Consider the following 16,817-nt stretch of genomic DNA (forward strand, 5'->3'; position numbering starts at 1 on the left):
TCTCATATATTATTCTCCATACGCAAAGTTTTCCCTGCCTGATATCATCACCCTAAAAAGAAGTCTTTGCTAAGATAATAAAATAACCATCATTACCTTTAAATAACTAATCTTAGAACTATTCTTTGCACAGTAGAAAAACTTACTCTTTAATTTTGGGTTATATTTTTATTAATTGTTTAATAATATTTTCGACAAGGCAGCATTAACTCATAAATTTGTATTAAAAATATAAATTAATTTACTAAATATGCTTAATATATTTTAATAATTTATTCGCATAATTAAAAAAATAGAGATCATGCAATCTGAAAATAATACTTTTGTCTATACACTTGGCCCTGCAGATACTAACTGTGCAGCAGCAGCACAATGGTGGCTTGATAATCACAATCAAAATATTTTGTCCACTGACCAAGATCCCGTATTACCTTATACGCAACTCTTGAAGAGGCATTCAATGAACTTTCTCAGAAAAAAGATGGATATCTCTTAAGTTGTGCTGCTTACCCTGATTTGCATACACTCATATTTACCCGTTTAGGTGATATGCAAATTATTTGACAGCTTTATCATGCCTACTCACTCTATGGTTTTAGCGAAGCGCAACAACTCCGATGAAATTAAAACCGTAGCCACTCATCCTGCCCCTCAATCTCTGGTAGCTCATCAATATGACAAAGTATTTGCCAACAGCAATGCTGTTGCAGCCGTTCTTTGTAAGGCTGAAAAAGCAGATGCTTGTATTACAACATCGTTTGCAGCAAACCGCATAAGCTAAATATTGTGGAAATTTTGGACAAGTGCCAATGGCATTTTTGCTCCAATCACTAAAGTCAGCTTATCATGAAACAATCTGAAGCGCTTCTTTCCATTGTTAACTTAGTTGACAAATTCCCTATGCGCCAAGAACTCGATGGAAGCATTAAGAAACCAATTGCAGCAGATATTAATATAATCAATGAATTGATCACTCTGCTGAACCACCATGTAGATATTATTGACGGATTATCTCCAAAACTTTTAGCGACCATTTCTGATGATCTTCATCAGTGGATGCTCAACGATTTAACGATCCCTCCTCAATTTGATAACACTTTGGCTGCTTTCAAAGCGCCATTACCAGATGCTCCCTTGTTTTTCTTGGCCCCCATGCGTGCAACAAATGAACCTGATCCAGAAGGATTCCGGCTGGAATTAGTGACAGGATATCGTCATGAAACGACCTATCTTGCTGACGCCTCAAAATATACAAAGAATTACGTATCATCTTTTCAGTGTATAAAAATGGGGATAGCATCAAAGGGTTTTTTAGAAGGCAATTGCATTGTTCTATTCCCAGAATCTGTAGCGACTGCTAAAAAAAATTGATAAGCAAGCATTTGCTTTGTTTTTTTTTCAGTAAATTCTTTGATATTTACAACAAGCAAACAATTGTGGAAGCTGAACGTTTACTCGGTCGAGATAGTAAATTTCTGTTCGGTCAATTGTATAGTCGTAACTTATCTAAAGAAGGCATTTACAATGCTCGCTGTTTGTGGGGCTATTATCATGACTATGCACATCATACTGGACCGCGGCCATTGGATAAAAATCTGTATATAAAATTAAATTGGTTCACAGGTCTTCTAGAAAAACTAAAGTTGATTTAATTACAGTGCGTATTATGCTACAAAATCATCCAAAATTTTGGAAAGAAATAACTGAATTTATCCTATTAGAACGCATATTTCGTTATCCAAAAGGTTCTGATCAGCATATAACTTTTGATGCTGGTACAGGGATCTTGCTTTTTGAAATATTCATGCGGAACAACGCATTGATTGAAACGGATCAAGGTTATCTTCAATTTGATTTAGAGCGTCTTGAAAAAGTAATAACATGATAGAGGATATAGAAGCGCTTGAAGCATTAGATGATGACGCTTATTTGGCAGGAGCTAAGGATTATATCCAAAATAATCTTGGAAAACCACAGACCTCAAAGTCACGATTTAATTTTTCAACATCATCTTATGCACAGCGCGTTATTGGAGGGGTAAATCATTGAATTTCATAAAAGGACGATTATTCTTATTTACCTTTGCCATTCTAGCGTTATTTTCCATAAGTTGGTTACTATCTAAGAATTTGGTGAGCAATATACCAGTAATGCATGCAGTTGGACTGAGGTTGTGTGCAACTGCCGCCGCTTTATGGTTGATTGCAGTCTTTCGTGAGAAAGCTATTTTCAGATCCCTACCATTACTTTCTATGATACCTTCTTTTTTAATTCTCTCAGTGTTAGGATTCTCGCTGTATTTTGTATGCAGCTTTGGTGCATTAAAATCGCTCAAAGCCAGTGATTTAACGATGGTGCTTGCTACTATTCCAGGTATTACCTACATATTGGGTGCACTGACGAATAGCCTTACGTTCTCATGGTTAAAACTTATCGGTATGATCATTGTCAGTGTAGCGGCTATAGCATTTAATATAAACGGTGCAGAGAGTGAATCTTACAGCCTAATAGGAATAGCTCTTGCTTTAACAGCAGCCCTTTCTTACTCTGCTTATGGCTTATTGTCTAAACGTTATCTTAAAAATTTACCTTTGCTCACCTCACTGGCTTGGATCACGACAATTTCTGCAGCATCGTTTATGCCATTATTCATTTTTGATCCCACCCCACTCTTCTATCTTAAGTTAGAAGATATATTGAAGATATTGATTTTAGGAACTGTTTGCTCGGCACCCGTTTACGTATTATATTAAAAAGTTTTAGCTGAGGGAGGCGTATTATATGCCAACACTATTGGCGTATTATCTCCTTTTGCAGTGGTTGCATGCGAATGGATCATCGGCTCGAGCTCTTCTCTCAACATGATCAAAATAATTACCATGATGATGGCTGTTATAGGGATGTCACTCTTATTTATAGATGCATCAAAGGTATCTAAATGGCAACAGAAACGCCATTCCCAAAATTCCAAATTATCATGAGGAAATAAAATGAAAAAACTCGCGTTAGTTTGCCAACGCAATGCAAAACTACCCTTTATATTTGAAGCAGCACAAGCCGCTAATATCGAATTAGTCATGATCTATGATACCGCTGAAAACGCTCCTATTCAGCTACCTGCAGCAGTCACTTCAACTTGGCAACTTCCTATTTCTGATAATCCAGAGGCAGCTCTAAACGCTTTTGCAGCAGGCGTAAAAGAACGCAATATTCGTGGGGTTATGACCCTGCGTGAAGAAGCTATTCTATGGACCGCTTTGGCTGCCAAAAAAATCAATACTCCAAGTATTGAACCAGAAGTGGCAGCATTAACCCGAAATAAATATCTCATGCGTCAAGCTTTTGCTAAAGCAGGGCTTAGAACCCCAAGATTTCTTTATATAGATAATCCAGAAGACCTATCACAAGCGCATGCCTTAGACTATCCGCTCGTCATTAAACCCATCTCTGGATGGGCAAGTACAGGCGTAATGTTAGCTAAAAATTCCACCGAACTTCCTGATCTCATTAAAGCGGTATGGAATGTTCAGCATAAAGACATGGCACGTTTTAACGATGCAAATAAGCCTTTAGGTTTAATAATAGAACAGTATTTGCTAGGAAAAGAGTTTGTCATAGAATGTTTTGTTGATACAGCAGGTGTACATGTTCTAGCAGTTGGCGACAAAGGACAACCGGAAGGACCATGGTTTGAAGAAACAATTTATCGTCAACGCTGTGATATAGATGATCCTCTAATTATTGCTTTATGTGAGGTTGCATGCTCTGGGGTAAAAGCTCTTGGTATAAATATGGGTGCTGCCCATGTAGAGCTACGCCTAGATGCCAATAACTTACCTTATATCATTGAGATCGGTGCTCGTATCGGTGGATCGGGTGTCTCCCATTTTATTGTGGAGCAAGGTACAGGAATTTCATTTGCAAAACTCTGTATGAATGCCGCTTTAGCTGAACAAAACCCCGACCTTCCTGATATACTCCCAGCTAAAAAAGTGGCTGCAAATTACATTATTCCTCTTCGTGGTCATGGACGCTTTTCTGGATTTTCAGGTCTAGATAAGGTTGCACAACATCCTCAAACTACCAGAACTATAATTTTCTTTAAACCTGATCATATTTCACCACCTCCACCAGCATTTGGTGGATATCCTAGTTTTATTTTCTCTGTTCATTCTTCAGATCAAGAAGCGCGCGATTACCATAAATGGCTTGATGATAACTTAAGCATCCTATGGAAATCTTATATTTAAATAACCCGATAGAAATATTTTCTATTCACTCTTAACTTTGATATAAAATCTCATTAAAATAAACAGAGCTACAATTTGATTTCCTAAAATTTTACAAAGGCTTTCCCTTTTAAAGGGCATATTTCAAACATCAACGATTGAGAGAACTTGATCTATTTTTATACCGCATTTGTAATAGAACCTCTTCAATATCTCTAGAATTCAAACAATAATGAGAATTTTATTCTGCTTTTTTAAGTATCATCAATATTTTTCCACCCCAAAGAATAAAAAAATGTAGAAAAAAGTTTTCAAATGATATCCAAAAATTCATCATGGAAAAAATAAGACTTTTAAGAATAATGACTTATCAAGAGCTCCCTTAACAATAAGTGATATATAACACCTTATTACATCTACAGAAAAAACACACAAAACAAAAAGAACAAAAGATAAAAAACTTATTCTGTGTCACCGTCATTCTCATTAAAAGCCAAAAGATTAAAACTTTGTACCATATGAGGAGGCAAAGGTGCAACGACATCCAAGATCCCTCCTGAAGGATGAGGAATACGAATCCGACGTGCATGAAGATGAAGACGATTTTGTATTCCCCCCGGTAATACCCAATTACTATCGGAAAAAAAATATTTTGCATCACCGATGATAGGATGATCCATATAAGCAGCATGGACACGTAGCTGGTGCGTTCTCCCCGTATAAGGTTCCATTTCAAGCCATGAAAGAGCTCTCCCTCGGGTATCTACAACCCGATAATAGGAAACAGCATGATAAGAGTCTGGCTCCCCATGGTCACAAACCCGCATTTTATCACCTTGTGCAGTCAACTCTTTAGCCATCCATGTTGAAATTTTATCTTGCTTTTTTTTAGGCACGCCGCGAACCAATGCCCAATAAGTCTTTTTTGTTTCGCGTGTTCTAAAAGCAGCTGTTAAAGCCTGTGCCGCCCCTCTTGACCGCGCAACAATGAGCACACCTGATGTCTCACGATCAAGACGATGAACCAAACGCGGTTTTTCACCTTTTTTATTGCGCCAGGTCTCAAGCATACTATCAACGTGGCGCGTTAAGCCAGAACCACCTTGTACAGCAAGACCTGCTGGTTTGTTAAACACAAAAATCTTTGGATCTTCATAAAGCAGCATTTTTTTTAAAATGGTTCCATCATCCTGTCCCCGAATTGTTTTATCCGTGACCGAAAAGCTTTCCTTGTTATCAATAGGTAAAGGCGGCACACGCACAACTTGTCCTGTGAGAAGACGTGTATCAGCTTTAACACGCCCACCATCAATTCGTATTTGTCCAGAACGCAATAATTTTTGTAAATGGCCAAATCCAACTCTTGGATAATGCACTTTAAACCAGCGATCTAAGCGCATTCCGTTCTCGTCTGTCTCAACCTTTTTTATTTCTACACCTGCCATAAAAGTTCCCTAACGCAATAATTTTGCCCAATAATTTTAATTGCCCCGTTTTACGCTTTATCTCTATAAACACAAAAGTCCGTATCTTGGAAAATTGGCTTTATCACAGCATATTACAATAAGTATCTAAAATTGCCTTTTCTTAACCTCCAAATTTTATTAACTCAAACATAAGCAATTACAAGAGTCGATAATGCAAACAAGTGGAGATGATCACCTGTGTCCTTATTCAAAACCTATGTGCGCGTTCTCACTTATCTAAATCGAGAAAAAAATGCATCTCTTTTAATTTGTAGTGCTAATGTTATATTGGCTATTATTACCATTGCGGAACCTATTTTATTTGGGCGTGTTATTGATTCCATTGCAGAAAAAACAGGTACTGTTCTTACCCTCACAATTTGGGTATGTTTTGGTCTTTTCCATATTATCGCTTATGTCCTCGTTGCTCGCAGTGCTGACCGCTTGACACATAGACGTCGCTTAGCTGTTTTAGCAGAATCTTTCCAACGCATTATCGCCATGCCTTTAATCTGGCATCAACAGCGTGGGACCTCTAATGCTCTCCATACACTTTTGCGCGCGGTAGACTCCATGTCAACCATATGGCTTGATTTTATGCGTCAACATCTCTCAACTCTTGTCGCATTATTTGTGCTTATCCCCATAGCCTTTAACATGAATTGGCGTCTTTCAACAGTCTTGGTTGTACTTGCCATCATTTATATATTAATTGCGCATTTAGTCATGCGAAAAACAAAAGATGGACAAGCCGCTGTAGAATGCTATCACCACAACCTTTTTAAACATGTCACGGATTCAATCTTTAATGTTTCCACTGTACAAAGCTATAACCGAATAAAAGAAGAAACTTCCATATTGCATCAGCATACAAGCGATCTTCTTAAAGCACAAAACCCTGTCCTCAATTGGTGGGCTCTTGCCAGTGGCTTAAATCGAATGGCTTCAACCATCTCAATAGTTTGTGTCCTTCTTCTTGGAGCTTTTTTTGTTACAATAGGTCAATTACGCGTAGGTGAAGTCGTTGCTTTTGTCGGATTCGCACAATTAATGATCAGTCGTCTTGATCAAATGAGCAATTTCATTAACTTAACCGTATCCTTACAAGCCAAACTGCAAGATTTTTTTGAAATGGAAGACTCAACCTTTCATATCAACGAACCCAAAAATCTTCCTTCACTGCAAAATGTTAAAGGTGCAATACAATTTCATCATGTTACTTATAAATTTCCAAATTCTTCTCAAGGTGTTTTTGATATTTCCTTTGAAGTTAAAACAGGACAAACTGTTGCGATTGTAGGGCCAACAGGAGCAGGCAAGACAACATTAATCAATCTCTTGCAACGTGTATACGATCCTACATTCGGACATATCTCCATTGATGGAATTAATATACGTTCTGTTAATCGTGAATCTTTACGCAAATCTCTAGCAACAGTGTTTCAAGATGCTGGTCTTTTCAACCGTAGCATTCACGATAACATCTCAATAGGAAGAACAACCGCAACAGATGGAGAACTTTATGAGGCAGCAAAAATAGCAGCAGCCCATGATTTTATTCTTAAAAAAACCGATCGTTATAACACAATGGTTGGCGAACAAGGTTCTCAATTGTCAGGTGGAGAAAAACAACGATTAGCAATCGCACGCGCTGTTTTAAAAAATGCTCCCATTCTCATTCTAGACGAAGCAACCAGTGCTCTTGATGTTGAAACAGAAGCGCGTGTGAAAGATGCTCTTGATTGCATAAGCCAAAACCGTACCACTTTTATTATAGCACACCGTCTTTCAACAATACGCAATGCTGATATTGTGCTTTTTCTAGAACAAGGACATTTAATTGAAAAAGGAAGCTTCCAAGAATTGATTGATAAAGGCGGACGTTTCTATGAGCTTGTAAAAGCCAGTGGTTTGACGATTAATCAACCCAAAATTAAAGAAAAAGGTAAAAAAGTGATCCCCTTACATGAAGCCATGGCATCATAAAATCGCCTCTCCAACGTTAAGCAAGAAATCTATCAAAAACACGAAATCCCCCTTAAGAGATCGCAAGACAAAGCACTACAAATGAGAAATTACCCCTCAAAGAGCCGCTTTTAATGCCGCGAGTGCCTCACCAGCCCTCTCTCCCTCAGGACCACCAGCCTGCGCCATATCAGGACGCCCACCACCACCTTGACCTCCAAGAACAGCTGAAAGAATACGAACGAGCTCGACAGCATTCAATTTATCCGTTAAATCATCGGTAACGCCAACAACAGCACTCCCCTTACCATCTTCTGAAACAGCGATAAAAGCAACAATCCCAGATCCAATCTGTCTCTTACCAGAATCCGCTAACGCCTTAAGATCTCGTGGTGAAATATTGCTCACAACACGTCCCATAAAAGAAATACCATTAATGATAATAATATCTTCTTGACCATGCTGTATCGCCCTATCACTCAATATTATTTTCTTACGTACATCATTCAACTCTTTTTCAAGTTTACGACGATCCTCAAGCAAAATTCTCACCCGTTCTTCCACACCAGCAGAAGAAATTTTTAAAAGATCAGCAATTTCCTGAATACGCTCATTTTGGTGGCTAAGGTAAAGGCGGGCTGCTGTGCCTGTTAAAGCTTCAATACGACGCACTCCAGAAGCTACAGAACTTTCAGAAACAATATGAATCAAACCAATATCACCCGTTCTCTCCACATGTGTCCCTCCACAAAGCTCAATAGACCAACGCCTTTTAAAGTCTCCCATTTCAAGCAGATTACCCATAGAAACAACACGCACCTCATCACCATATTTTTCCCCAAAGAGCGCCATTGCTCCTTCAGAAATTGCATCATCGACAGCCATGAAGCGCGTTGTCACTTTACTATTTTGTAAAACAATCTCATTTGCTAAATTTTCTATTTTTTTCAATTCTTCCAAAGAAACAGCTTTTGGATGAGAAAAATCAAAACGCAACCGTTCCGGCGATACAAGAGAACCCTTCTGTGTAACATGAGATCCCAAAACGTGACGTAAAGCTTCGTGTAATAAATGGGTAGCGGAATGGTTGGCACAAATTTTTTTACGACGAACACTATCAACGGTTAATTCTACACAATCAGACCTCGATGCCTGACCAGATTGAACTTTTCCAAGATGAATAAAAACACCACCAGCTTTTTTCTGAGTATCATGCACTTCAAAAATAAAATTTTCACCAGAAATAATACCGCTATCACCAATCTGCCCCCCAGATTCACCATAAAAAGGGGTTTGATTGACAACAAAAATAGCTTTCTGCCCTGAAGAAACCTTATCAACAATTTTACCCTCACACACAAGAGCTGTAAGAATGGCTTCAGCTTTTTCTGTTTCATACCCTAAAAATTCTGTACTCCCTACTTGATCACGAACAGAAAACCAAATTGTCTCTGTTAAAGCTTCACCTGAACCAGCCCAATGAGCACGAGCTTCCTCTTTCTGGCGTTCCATCGCTTTATCAAAAGCATCAACATCAACAGATATTCCACGACGCCGAAGTACATCTTGAGTCAAATCAAGTGGAAAACCATAGGTATCATAAAGCTTGAAAGCAACTTCACCATTTAAATGATCCCCTTCCTTAAGCTGAGCACTTTCTTCATTTAACAAACCCAATCCTCGTTCAAGCGTTTTACGAAAACGTATTTCTTCTAATTTTAAAGTTTCCGAAATCAAAGATTCAGCCCGCACCAATTCAGGATACGCTTGTCCCATTTCGCGGATTAAAGCAGGCAAAAGCTGCCACATTAAAGGCTCTTTAGCACCAAGAAGATGCGCATGACGCATAGCTCGACGCATAATGCGACGCAAAACATATCCCCTTCCCTCATTGGAAGGAAGAACACCATCCGCAATCAAAAATGCCGATGAGCGAAGATGATCAGCAATAACACGATGGCTCGCAATGAAATCACCCTTTGCCTTAATTCCTGTAATTTCTTCTGATGCGCCAATTAATGCACGAAAAAGATCAATATCATAATTATCATGAACGCCCTGTAAAACAGCAGCAATACGCTCTAACCCCATACCGGTATCAATAGAAGGATGAGGCAAGTCAACACGTTCTTCCTTAGAAAGCTGCTCATACTGCATAAAAACAAGGTTCCAAATCTCAATAAAGCGATCACCATCTTCTTCCATAGTTCCAGGGGGACCACCCAAAATTTCATCACCATGATCATAAAAGATCTCCGAACAAGGACCACAAGGACCTGTATCGCCCATCGCCCAAAAATTATCAACTGTTGCAATACGGATGATTTTTTCATCTGGAAGACCTGAGATTTTACGCCATAATTCAGCAGCAACATCATCACTCTGATAAACGGTTACCAGCAATTTATCTTTTGGCAGACAAAATTCCTTTGTTAAAAGATCCCATGATAAAAAAATGGCCTCTTCTTTGAAATAATCACCGAAAGAAAAATTACCCAGCATTTCAAAAAATGTATGATGGCGCGCCGTATAACCAACATTATCAAGATCATTATGCTTCCCACCCGCACGAACACATTTTTGTGCCGTTGTAGCCTTTTTATAAGGATGCTGCTCAAGTCCAGTAAAAACATTTTTAAACGGCACCATCCCAGCATTTGTAAACATAAGTGTAGGATCATTGCGTGGAACAAGTGGGCTAGAAGAAAGAACTTTATGCCCATTTCGATGAAAATAATCCAAAAATGTTGACCGGATATTATTAACACTATTCATATGTACACCTGCAGAATACCGCATAAAACATCACCCCTCCTCACTAAATATCCTCTTAGCGTGCATGGAGTGAATTTAACCAAAGAGAGGGGTATTTGTTAAAAAAAACTGAGAACAAGTGATCTTATATTTTAAAAATCTCATAAATAAAAACAGAAAAATTCTAAATAAAGCACTTATGCTCAAATAAACATAGCATCAAATTGCTTCATCACTTTCTGTTACATCTGCCCCTGCATTTTCTAACAGTTCAATGGCAATCAAACCAGCATTTTGACGCAAAGCTGTTTCAATTTCTGCAGCAATTTCTGGGTTCTGGCGCAAAAACTGCTTCGCATTTTCACGTCCCTGTCCTAAACGTTGAGAATTATAAGAGAACCAAGCGCCAGATTTTTCCACAATACCAACTTTGACTCCCAAATCAATCAACTCACCTAATTTGGAAATGCCTTCTCCATAAATAATGTCAAACTCTACCTGTTTGAATGGAGGTGCCAATTTATTTTTAACCACTTTAACACGCGTCTGATTGCCAACAATCATATCCCGATCTTTAATGGAGCCAATGCGTCGAATATCCAAACGAACAGAAGCATAAAACTTTAAAGCATTTCCACCTGTTGTTGTTTCAGGAGAACCAAAAATCACACCAATTTTCATACGAATTTGATTAATAAAGATCACCATACAATGAGAGCGAAAAATAGAAGCCGTAAGTTTTCGCAAAGCTTTACTCATTAACCGTGCTTGCAATCCAGGTAAAGCATCCCCCATTTCACCATCAATTTCCGCACGTGGTGTTAAAGCAGCGACAGAATCAACAACAAGCACATCAACAGCACCAGAACGAACCAATGTTTCTGTAATTTCCAAAGCCTGTTCACCGGTATCTGGCTGAGAAATAAATAAATTTTCTAAATCCACACCGAGTTTTCGTGCATAAATAGGATCAAGAGCATGCTCCGCATCAATAAAAGCACAAATTCCACCCATTTTCTGTGCCTCAGCAATAGCATGAAGAGCCAATGTGGTTTTTCCAGAACTTTCTGGTCCATAAATCTCAACAATACGCCCCTTCGGTAATCCTCCCACACCTAAAGCAATATCCAAAGATAATGAGCCTGTTGAGATTGTTTCAATTTCAACAACCTGCTCTTTCTGCCCAAGACGCATAATTGAGCCTTTACCAAAAGAACGTTCAATTTGTGAGAGAGCAGCATCGAGAGCTTTTGTTTTATCCACGATTATATCCTTGACTGATTCACAATAATGCAACCTTCAGTGTACACTGTTATTTTAGCTTAACTAAAGCTTTGAGTTTAGATTTTCACAAACTCTTTTTATTCCTATTTTCACATTGTGTCCACAACATCTCATTAGCAAAATAAAAGAATTTGTCATTCCTTAAATTTTACGACACAAAATACACTTCAATAAAACACTTAACCTATAAATAAGAGAAATTTAGCCTATTTATACCTATCCTAAAAAACAAACAATTTAAACTTTAATACATTTCTTTAGAGAGCAGATTTTCTTATATTTTTTTGGAAACACTTAAAAAATATATCTCATGATTAGTTTTCCATTCTTGATAAAGCAAAAACACATGATCAATCAAAATTGCTGTACCCCACACATAACGAAAACCGTCAATACAAAACAACCTATAAATCAAAGTGAGATGAAATATTTCTTCAATCTACATTTTAAATATATATGAATTTTTATATCAAAAGAAAAAATTTTTTCTCTACGAACAATAAAAAGCATTTAAGTCATAGTCTCGATTGTTAAGAAAATTAAGATTACATCACTGATACCAAATAAGTTCAAGAACAATAAAAAACTTGTCTCAATTAAAATTTCATTTTTTATCGGCTCGCGTTTTACGCAACTTCTTCCACCACTCAAGACGTTTTGCAATTTCCCGTTCAAAACCACGCTCAACGGGTTGATAATAGCTCTGGCGCCCTAGTTTTTCAGGAAAATATTCCTGTCCTGAAAAAGCATCTGGTTCATCATGGTCATAACGATAACCATACCCATACCCTTCTTCCTTCATAAATTTTGTAGGTGCATTAAGAATGTGCCGAGGGGGAGGCAAAGAACCATGTTTTCGTGCACAATGCAGTGCTGCTTTATAGGCAAGATATGCTGCATTTGATTTTGGTGCAGTTGCAACATAAAGACATGCTTGCGCCAAAGCTAGCTCTCCCTCTGGTGAGCCCAAATAATTGTAAGCATCTTTTGCTGCATTACAAATAACAAGAGCTTGTGGATCTGCCAAACCAACATCTTCAACAGCCATACGCACCAATCGTCGCCCAATATAAAGAGGATCTTCACCAGCATCAAACATACGTACTAAATAATAAAGTGCAGCATCAGGATCAGATCCACGAACCGATTTATGCAGTGCTGAAATGAGATTATAATGCCCCTCTCGCCCTTTATCATAAATCGGTGCACGACGCTGAACAATTTCTTGCAAAGCAGCAGTGTCAAATATTTCCCCCTCTCGTGCAGAATACCAAACTTCTTCTGCCAATATTAACGCTGCCCGTGCATCACCATCAGACATCTCTATCAAAACATCTCTAGCCTCATCACTCACAGGAAGAAGCTTTCCTTGCACTTTCTCAGCACGTTTCAAAAGAATGCTCAAACTCTCATTATCATGGGGAAAAAATGGCAAAACACGAGCACGAGAAAGAAGCGCTGCATTAAGTTCAAAAGAAGGATTTTCCGTTGTTGCACCTATAAGAATGACAGTACCATCTTCCATAACGGGAAGAAAACTATCCTGTTGCGCACGATTAAATCGATGAATCTCATCAACAAAGAGAAGTGTTCGACACCCAGACATAAAACGCGCTTGAGCAACTTCAAAAATTTTCTTAAGTTCAGAAACCCCTGTAAAAATAGCAGAAACTTGTTCAAAAGCAAAATTTGTTTCAAGTGCTAATAAGCGCGCAACCGTTGTTTTTCCTGTCCCTGGTGGCCCCCAAAAAATCATCGAATTTATAGAGCCAGCTTCCAGCATACGTGAAACTATCCCCTTTTCTCCCAGCAAATGATTTTGTCCTATTACATCACGTAGAGAACGAGGACGCATTCTCTCTGCAAGTGGACGATTTTTATAAATCTGAGGCTCAGAAGACGAAGTAAAAAAATCTTTATTCAAAAAAGACCTCAGCGAATAAACTGGCGGATATACACACCATCACGTTCATACTCCAATTGCCACATATTTGGGCGACTTTGTCTAAGAATCTTTTTCAACTGACTCACCGTTTGAATGTTATGACCATTAACAACACGTAAAATATCTCCAGGACGAAAAATTCCAGCAGCATTGCTCGCCTCATCAAGATTGGTAATCACAACACCTTTTGCAGATAGAGGAAGGTGAAAACGCCGACTATTTTGTGGTGTTAAATCCAATATTTCAGCACCAGAAAGAGGCCCATCACCCGTAATCTTTTCAGATTTTAAAAACGCAGATTCCGGTATCGACGAAACGGTTATTTGTGTCTTTAAAATTTTGCCGTTTCGCAAATATTCTAAAACAAGACTGCGCCCAACACCAGATGTCATCAAACGATATCCAAGACTATCTGGACTCTCAACACGCACACCTTGCACACTCAAAATAACATCACCCACTTCCAAACCGGCCTTTGCAGCAGGACTGTCTTTGGCAATTTCAATAACAAGAGCACCATAAGGACGTTCTAAACCTAAACCACCAGCAATATCAGGTGTAACATTTTGAAAAGACGCACCAATATAAGGTGGCACAAAATACTTCCCACCACGTCTAACCGTATCCAGCATTACTTTTACAAGATTTGCTGGAATGGCAAAACCAATCCCTATAGAACCACCTGAACGCGAATAAATAGCTGTATTAATCCCTATTAACTGTCCTTTCATATCAATCAAAGCACCACCAGAATTCCCTGGATTAATGGCAGCATCTGTTTGAATAAAAAAATCAAAATCAGAAATACCAACACGTGTACGCGCTTGCGCTGAAACAATACCACTTGTAACCGTTTGACCAACACCAAAAGGATTACCAATTGCTAAAACAAGATCACCAACTTCAACTGCATCAGAATCTCCCAAAGGAAGAACGGGAAACTGAGCACCTTTTGCATCAAGTTCAAGCACTGCAATATCCGTTGCTTCATCTTTGAGCACGACCTTACTCTCAAATTCTCGCCCATCAGAAAAAGCCACTTTAATTTCACTTGCATCTTTAATGACGTGGTAATTTGTAACAATCAAACCACGCGCATCAACAATCACTCCAGATCCTAATGAAGATTGTTTACGTACAGGCAGATTGTTTTGAAAACGACTAAAAAATTGCTCAAAAAATGGATCACCGGCAAAAGGTGATCGAGCTCTAATTTGTCGAGCTGCATAAATATTGACAACAGATGGAATAGTCTTTTTAACTAAAGGAGCAAATGAAAGAGCAATTTCCTCTTGTGTTTGCGGAATTTTAGCATATGCATTATGAAATGATATCTGTACCATAATAGCAAAAAAAAGCCCTACCAAAAGAGAAGACCTCATCGCGCACTCCTTTTTAAATAATCCACTTTTTAAATTAAGAGGATAAGAAATTTTCTGATCCTCTATAAGTTTAGGATTTCCATTAATATTACTTATTAATATTTATAATGAAGAAGAAAAACAACCTATTGCAGACATAAATATTATAAAAATTAAATAATTCAACATTCTATAATCGCTTCTTCAGATTAATCTCTTAAGAGAAAACAAAATCAAAATCTTCATAAAAAAAGCCACCTTAAAAAGGTAGCTTTTCTTAAATCCAACAAAAAGAAAACACTTTATCTTTATGAAGAAGCTTCTTTTTGATTTGCAATATCTTCTGTACGCAAACGATCTACAGCGCCCTTTGCCTCAACATCACGATCAACAAACTCTATAACAGCCATGGGAGCATTATCACCGGTACGAAACCCCGCTTTCATAATACGCAAATATCCACCATTGCGTGATGCATAGCGCGGTGCAAGCGTATCAAACAATTTTGCCACTTTCCCAGCATCTCGAAGTGCTGAAATTGCTTGTCGACGTGCGTGCAAACCTCCACGTTTACCCAGTGTAACTAACTTTTCAACGATAGGACGAATTTCTTTAGCCTTTGGAAGCGTTGTCACAATTTGCTCATGCTCAATCAGCGAAACCGCCATATTAGCAAACATCGCTTTACGGTGACTAGCAGTCCGATTCAACTTACGTCCTGATTTACTATGACGCATGAACCTTCTCCTTAATTTTAATTCTAATACTGATCTTCATAACGTTTCGCAAGATCATCAATGTTCTCAGGTGGCCATGCAGAAACTTCCATACCAAGATGCAATCCCATACATGCCAAAACTTCCTTAATCTCATTTAACGACTTGCGTCCAAAGTTCGGTGTCCGAAGCATTTCAGCTTCTGTCTTCTGGATAAGATCACCAATATAGACAATATTATCATTCTTAAGACAATTCGCTGAACGAACTGAAAGTTCTAATTCATCCACTTTTTTGAGAAGCGCAGGGTTAAAAGCAAGTTCTGAATCCGGCTCCTCAACAGTTTCCTTCTGAGGTTCTTCAAAATTAACAAACAACGACAACTGATCTTGAAGAATACGCGCCGCAAAAGCAACAGCATCCTCCCCATTAACAGCACCATTCGTTTCAATTGTAAGAGTTAATTTATCATAATCCAGAACTTGACCTTCACGCGTATTCTCTACTTTATAAGAAACTTTACGAATTGGCGAATAAAGACTATCAACCGGAATAAGACCTATGCGCCCATCATCAGCACAATTGCGATCAGATGGAACATATCCTTTCCCCGTATTAACAATAAATTCCATACGAATTTCAGCATCTTCATCAAGAGTGCAGATAACATGCTCTGGATTGAGGATTTCCATATCCCCAACAGTATTGATATCACCAGCCCTTACAACACCAGGACCTTCTTTACAAATAACAACCCGTTTAGGTCCCTCATCTTCCATACGAAGCGCAATTTCTTTTATATTCAAAATAATATCTGTAACATCTTCACGAACGCCTGGAATTGATGAAAATTCGTGCAACACACCATCAATCTGCACAGCGGTAATTGCAGCACCACGAAGCGACGACAATAACACACGACGAAGAGCATTTCCCAATGTTAAGCCAAAACCACGCTCAAGAGGCTCAGCAATTACACTCAAAACATTCGGATTATCATGTACACAAAACTCAACCTTATTGGGTTTAATCAGTTCCTGCCAGTTTTTCTGGATCATATTTTTATTCCCGTTCTTTACTTCCGCTACCATTCAATC

At 38.4% G+C, this 16,817-nt stretch carries 14 protein-coding genes; 7 read left to right on the forward strand and 7 right to left on the reverse strand.

Going from position 1 to position 16,817, the window contains the following annotated elements; all coding sequences use genetic code 11:
- Window positions 1-574 precede the first annotated feature (574 nt).
- From BN202_RS09885 to BN202_RS01700, 6 genes are all read left to right on the forward strand, one after another.
- Window positions 575-781: a hypothetical protein gene (locus tag BN202_RS09885; protein ID WP_244426379.1), complete on the forward strand. Its 207-nt coding sequence runs from the start codon at window positions 575-577 to the stop codon at window positions 779-781.
- Window positions 782-846: 65 nt separating this feature from the next.
- On the forward strand, window positions 847-1,371 hold the full coding sequence (locus tag BN202_RS10195) for a hypothetical protein (protein ID WP_019218789.1): 525 nt from the start codon (window positions 847-849) through the stop codon (window positions 1,369-1,371).
- 295 nt (window positions 1,372-1,666) lie between these two features.
- Window positions 1,667-1,885, forward strand: a complete 219-nt coding sequence (locus BN202_RS10200; RefSeq protein ID WP_244426381.1) for a hypothetical protein — start codon at window positions 1,667-1,669, stop codon at window positions 1,883-1,885.
- The gene (locus BN202_RS10205; RefSeq protein WP_019218791.1) at window positions 1,882-2,049 is read left to right on the forward strand and encodes a hypothetical protein; all 168 of its coding nucleotides are present in this window, start codon (window positions 1,882-1,884) and stop codon (window positions 2,047-2,049) included. The genes BN202_RS10200 and BN202_RS10205 overlap by 4 nt, the downstream gene beginning before the upstream one ends.
- 83 nt (window positions 2,050-2,132) lie before the next feature.
- The gene (locus tag BN202_RS01695) at window positions 2,133-2,753 is read left to right on the forward strand and encodes a DMT family transporter (protein WP_244426394.1); all 621 of its coding nucleotides are present in this window, start codon (window positions 2,133-2,135) and stop codon (window positions 2,751-2,753) included.
- Window positions 2,754-2,990: 237 nt separating this feature from the next.
- Window positions 2,991-4,250: an ATP-grasp domain-containing protein gene (locus tag BN202_RS01700; RefSeq protein WP_034986926.1), complete on the forward strand. Its 1,260-nt coding sequence runs from the start codon at window positions 2,991-2,993 to the stop codon at window positions 4,248-4,250.
- 440 nt (window positions 4,251-4,690) lie between these two features.
- Here BN202_RS01700 and BN202_RS01705 read toward each other — a convergent pair whose 3' ends face one another.
- Window positions 4,691-5,674: an RluA family pseudouridine synthase gene (locus BN202_RS01705; RefSeq protein ID WP_019218795.1), complete on the reverse strand. Its 984-nt coding sequence runs from the start codon at window positions 5,672-5,674 to the stop codon at window positions 4,691-4,693.
- A gap of 219 nt (window positions 5,675-5,893) precedes the next feature.
- Here BN202_RS01705 and BN202_RS01710 point away from each other — a divergent pair, with 219 nt between their 5' ends.
- Complete coding sequence (locus tag BN202_RS01710) at window positions 5,894-7,681, forward strand: glucan ABC transporter ATP-binding protein/ permease (RefSeq protein ID WP_019218796.1); 1,788 nt, start codon at window positions 5,894-5,896, stop codon at window positions 7,679-7,681.
- A 96-nt stretch (window positions 7,682-7,777) separates the two neighbouring features.
- On the opposite strand, the gene alaS is transcribed toward BN202_RS01710, so the two are convergent.
- The 6 genes from alaS to BN202_RS01740 all read right to left on the reverse strand — a co-directional run bounded on the left by alaS (window position 7,778) and on the right by BN202_RS01740 (window position 16,778).
- Entirely contained in the window at window positions 7,778-10,435 is a 2,658-nt protein-coding gene (gene alaS / locus BN202_RS01715; RefSeq protein ID WP_034987067.1) for an alanine--tRNA ligase, read from the reverse strand.
- A 198-nt stretch (window positions 10,436-10,633) separates the two neighbouring features.
- Complete coding sequence (recA, locus tag BN202_RS01720) at window positions 10,634-11,677, reverse strand: recombinase RecA (RefSeq protein WP_019218798.1); 1,044 nt, start codon at window positions 11,675-11,677, stop codon at window positions 10,634-10,636.
- 625 nt (window positions 11,678-12,302) lie between these two features.
- Entirely contained in the window at window positions 12,303-13,622 is a 1,320-nt protein-coding gene (locus BN202_RS01725; RefSeq protein WP_019218799.1) for a replication-associated recombination protein A, read from the reverse strand.
- An 8-nt stretch (window positions 13,623-13,630) separates the two neighbouring features.
- Window positions 13,631-15,025, reverse strand: coding sequence for a DegQ family serine endoprotease (locus BN202_RS01730; RefSeq protein WP_019218800.1), 1,395 nt, complete (start codon window positions 15,023-15,025; stop codon window positions 13,631-13,633).
- A gap of 287 nt (window positions 15,026-15,312) precedes the next feature.
- A complete protein-coding gene (gene rplQ / locus BN202_RS01735; RefSeq protein WP_019218801.1) occupies window positions 15,313-15,741 on the reverse strand; it encodes a 50S ribosomal protein L17 in 429 nt (142 codons plus the stop codon).
- A 23-nt stretch (window positions 15,742-15,764) separates the two neighbouring features.
- A complete protein-coding gene (locus tag BN202_RS01740) occupies window positions 15,765-16,778 on the reverse strand; it encodes a DNA-directed RNA polymerase subunit alpha (protein WP_034986929.1) in 1,014 nt (337 codons plus the stop codon).
- Window positions 16,779-16,817 lie beyond the last annotated feature (39 nt).

Source organism: Bartonella florencae, assembly GCF_000312525.1.
Lineage (GTDB): Bacteria > Pseudomonadota > Alphaproteobacteria > Rhizobiales > Rhizobiaceae > Bartonella > Bartonella florencae.

Bases quoted from the DNA above. Each gene is read 5' to 3' on its own strand.
- BN202_RS09885 (WP_244426379.1), top strand. From the start codon at position 575: ATGCCTACTCACTCTATGGTTTTAGCGAAGCGCAACAACTCCGATGAA.
- BN202_RS10195 (WP_019218789.1), top strand. From the start codon at position 847: ATGAAACAATCTGAAGCGCTTCTTTCCATTGTTAACTTAGTTGACAAA.
- BN202_RS10200 (WP_244426381.1), top strand. From the start codon at position 1,667: ATGCTACAAAATCATCCAAAATTTTGGAAAGAAATAACTGAATTTATC.
- BN202_RS10205 (WP_019218791.1), top strand. From the start codon at position 1,882: ATGATAGAGGATATAGAAGCGCTTGAAGCATTAGATGATGACGCTTAT.
- BN202_RS01700 (WP_034986926.1), top strand. From the start codon at position 2,991: ATGAAAAAACTCGCGTTAGTTTGCCAACGCAATGCAAAACTACCCTTT.
- BN202_RS01705 (WP_019218795.1), bottom strand. From the start codon at position 5,674: ATGGCAGGTGTAGAAATAAAAAAGGTTGAGACAGACGAGAACGGAATG.
- alaS (WP_034987067.1), bottom strand. From the start codon at position 10,435: ATGAATAGTGTTAATAATATCCGGTCAACATTTTTGGATTATTTTCAT.
- BN202_RS01730 (WP_019218800.1), bottom strand. From the start codon at position 15,025: ATGAGGTCTTCTCTTTTGGTAGGGCTTTTTTTTGCTATTATGGTACAG.
- rplQ (WP_019218801.1), bottom strand. From the start codon at position 15,741: ATGCGTCATAGTAAATCAGGACGTAAGTTGAATCGGACTGCTAGTCAC.
- BN202_RS01740 (WP_034986929.1), bottom strand. From the start codon at position 16,778: ATGATCCAGAAAAACTGGCAGGAACTGATTAAACCCAATAAGGTTGAG.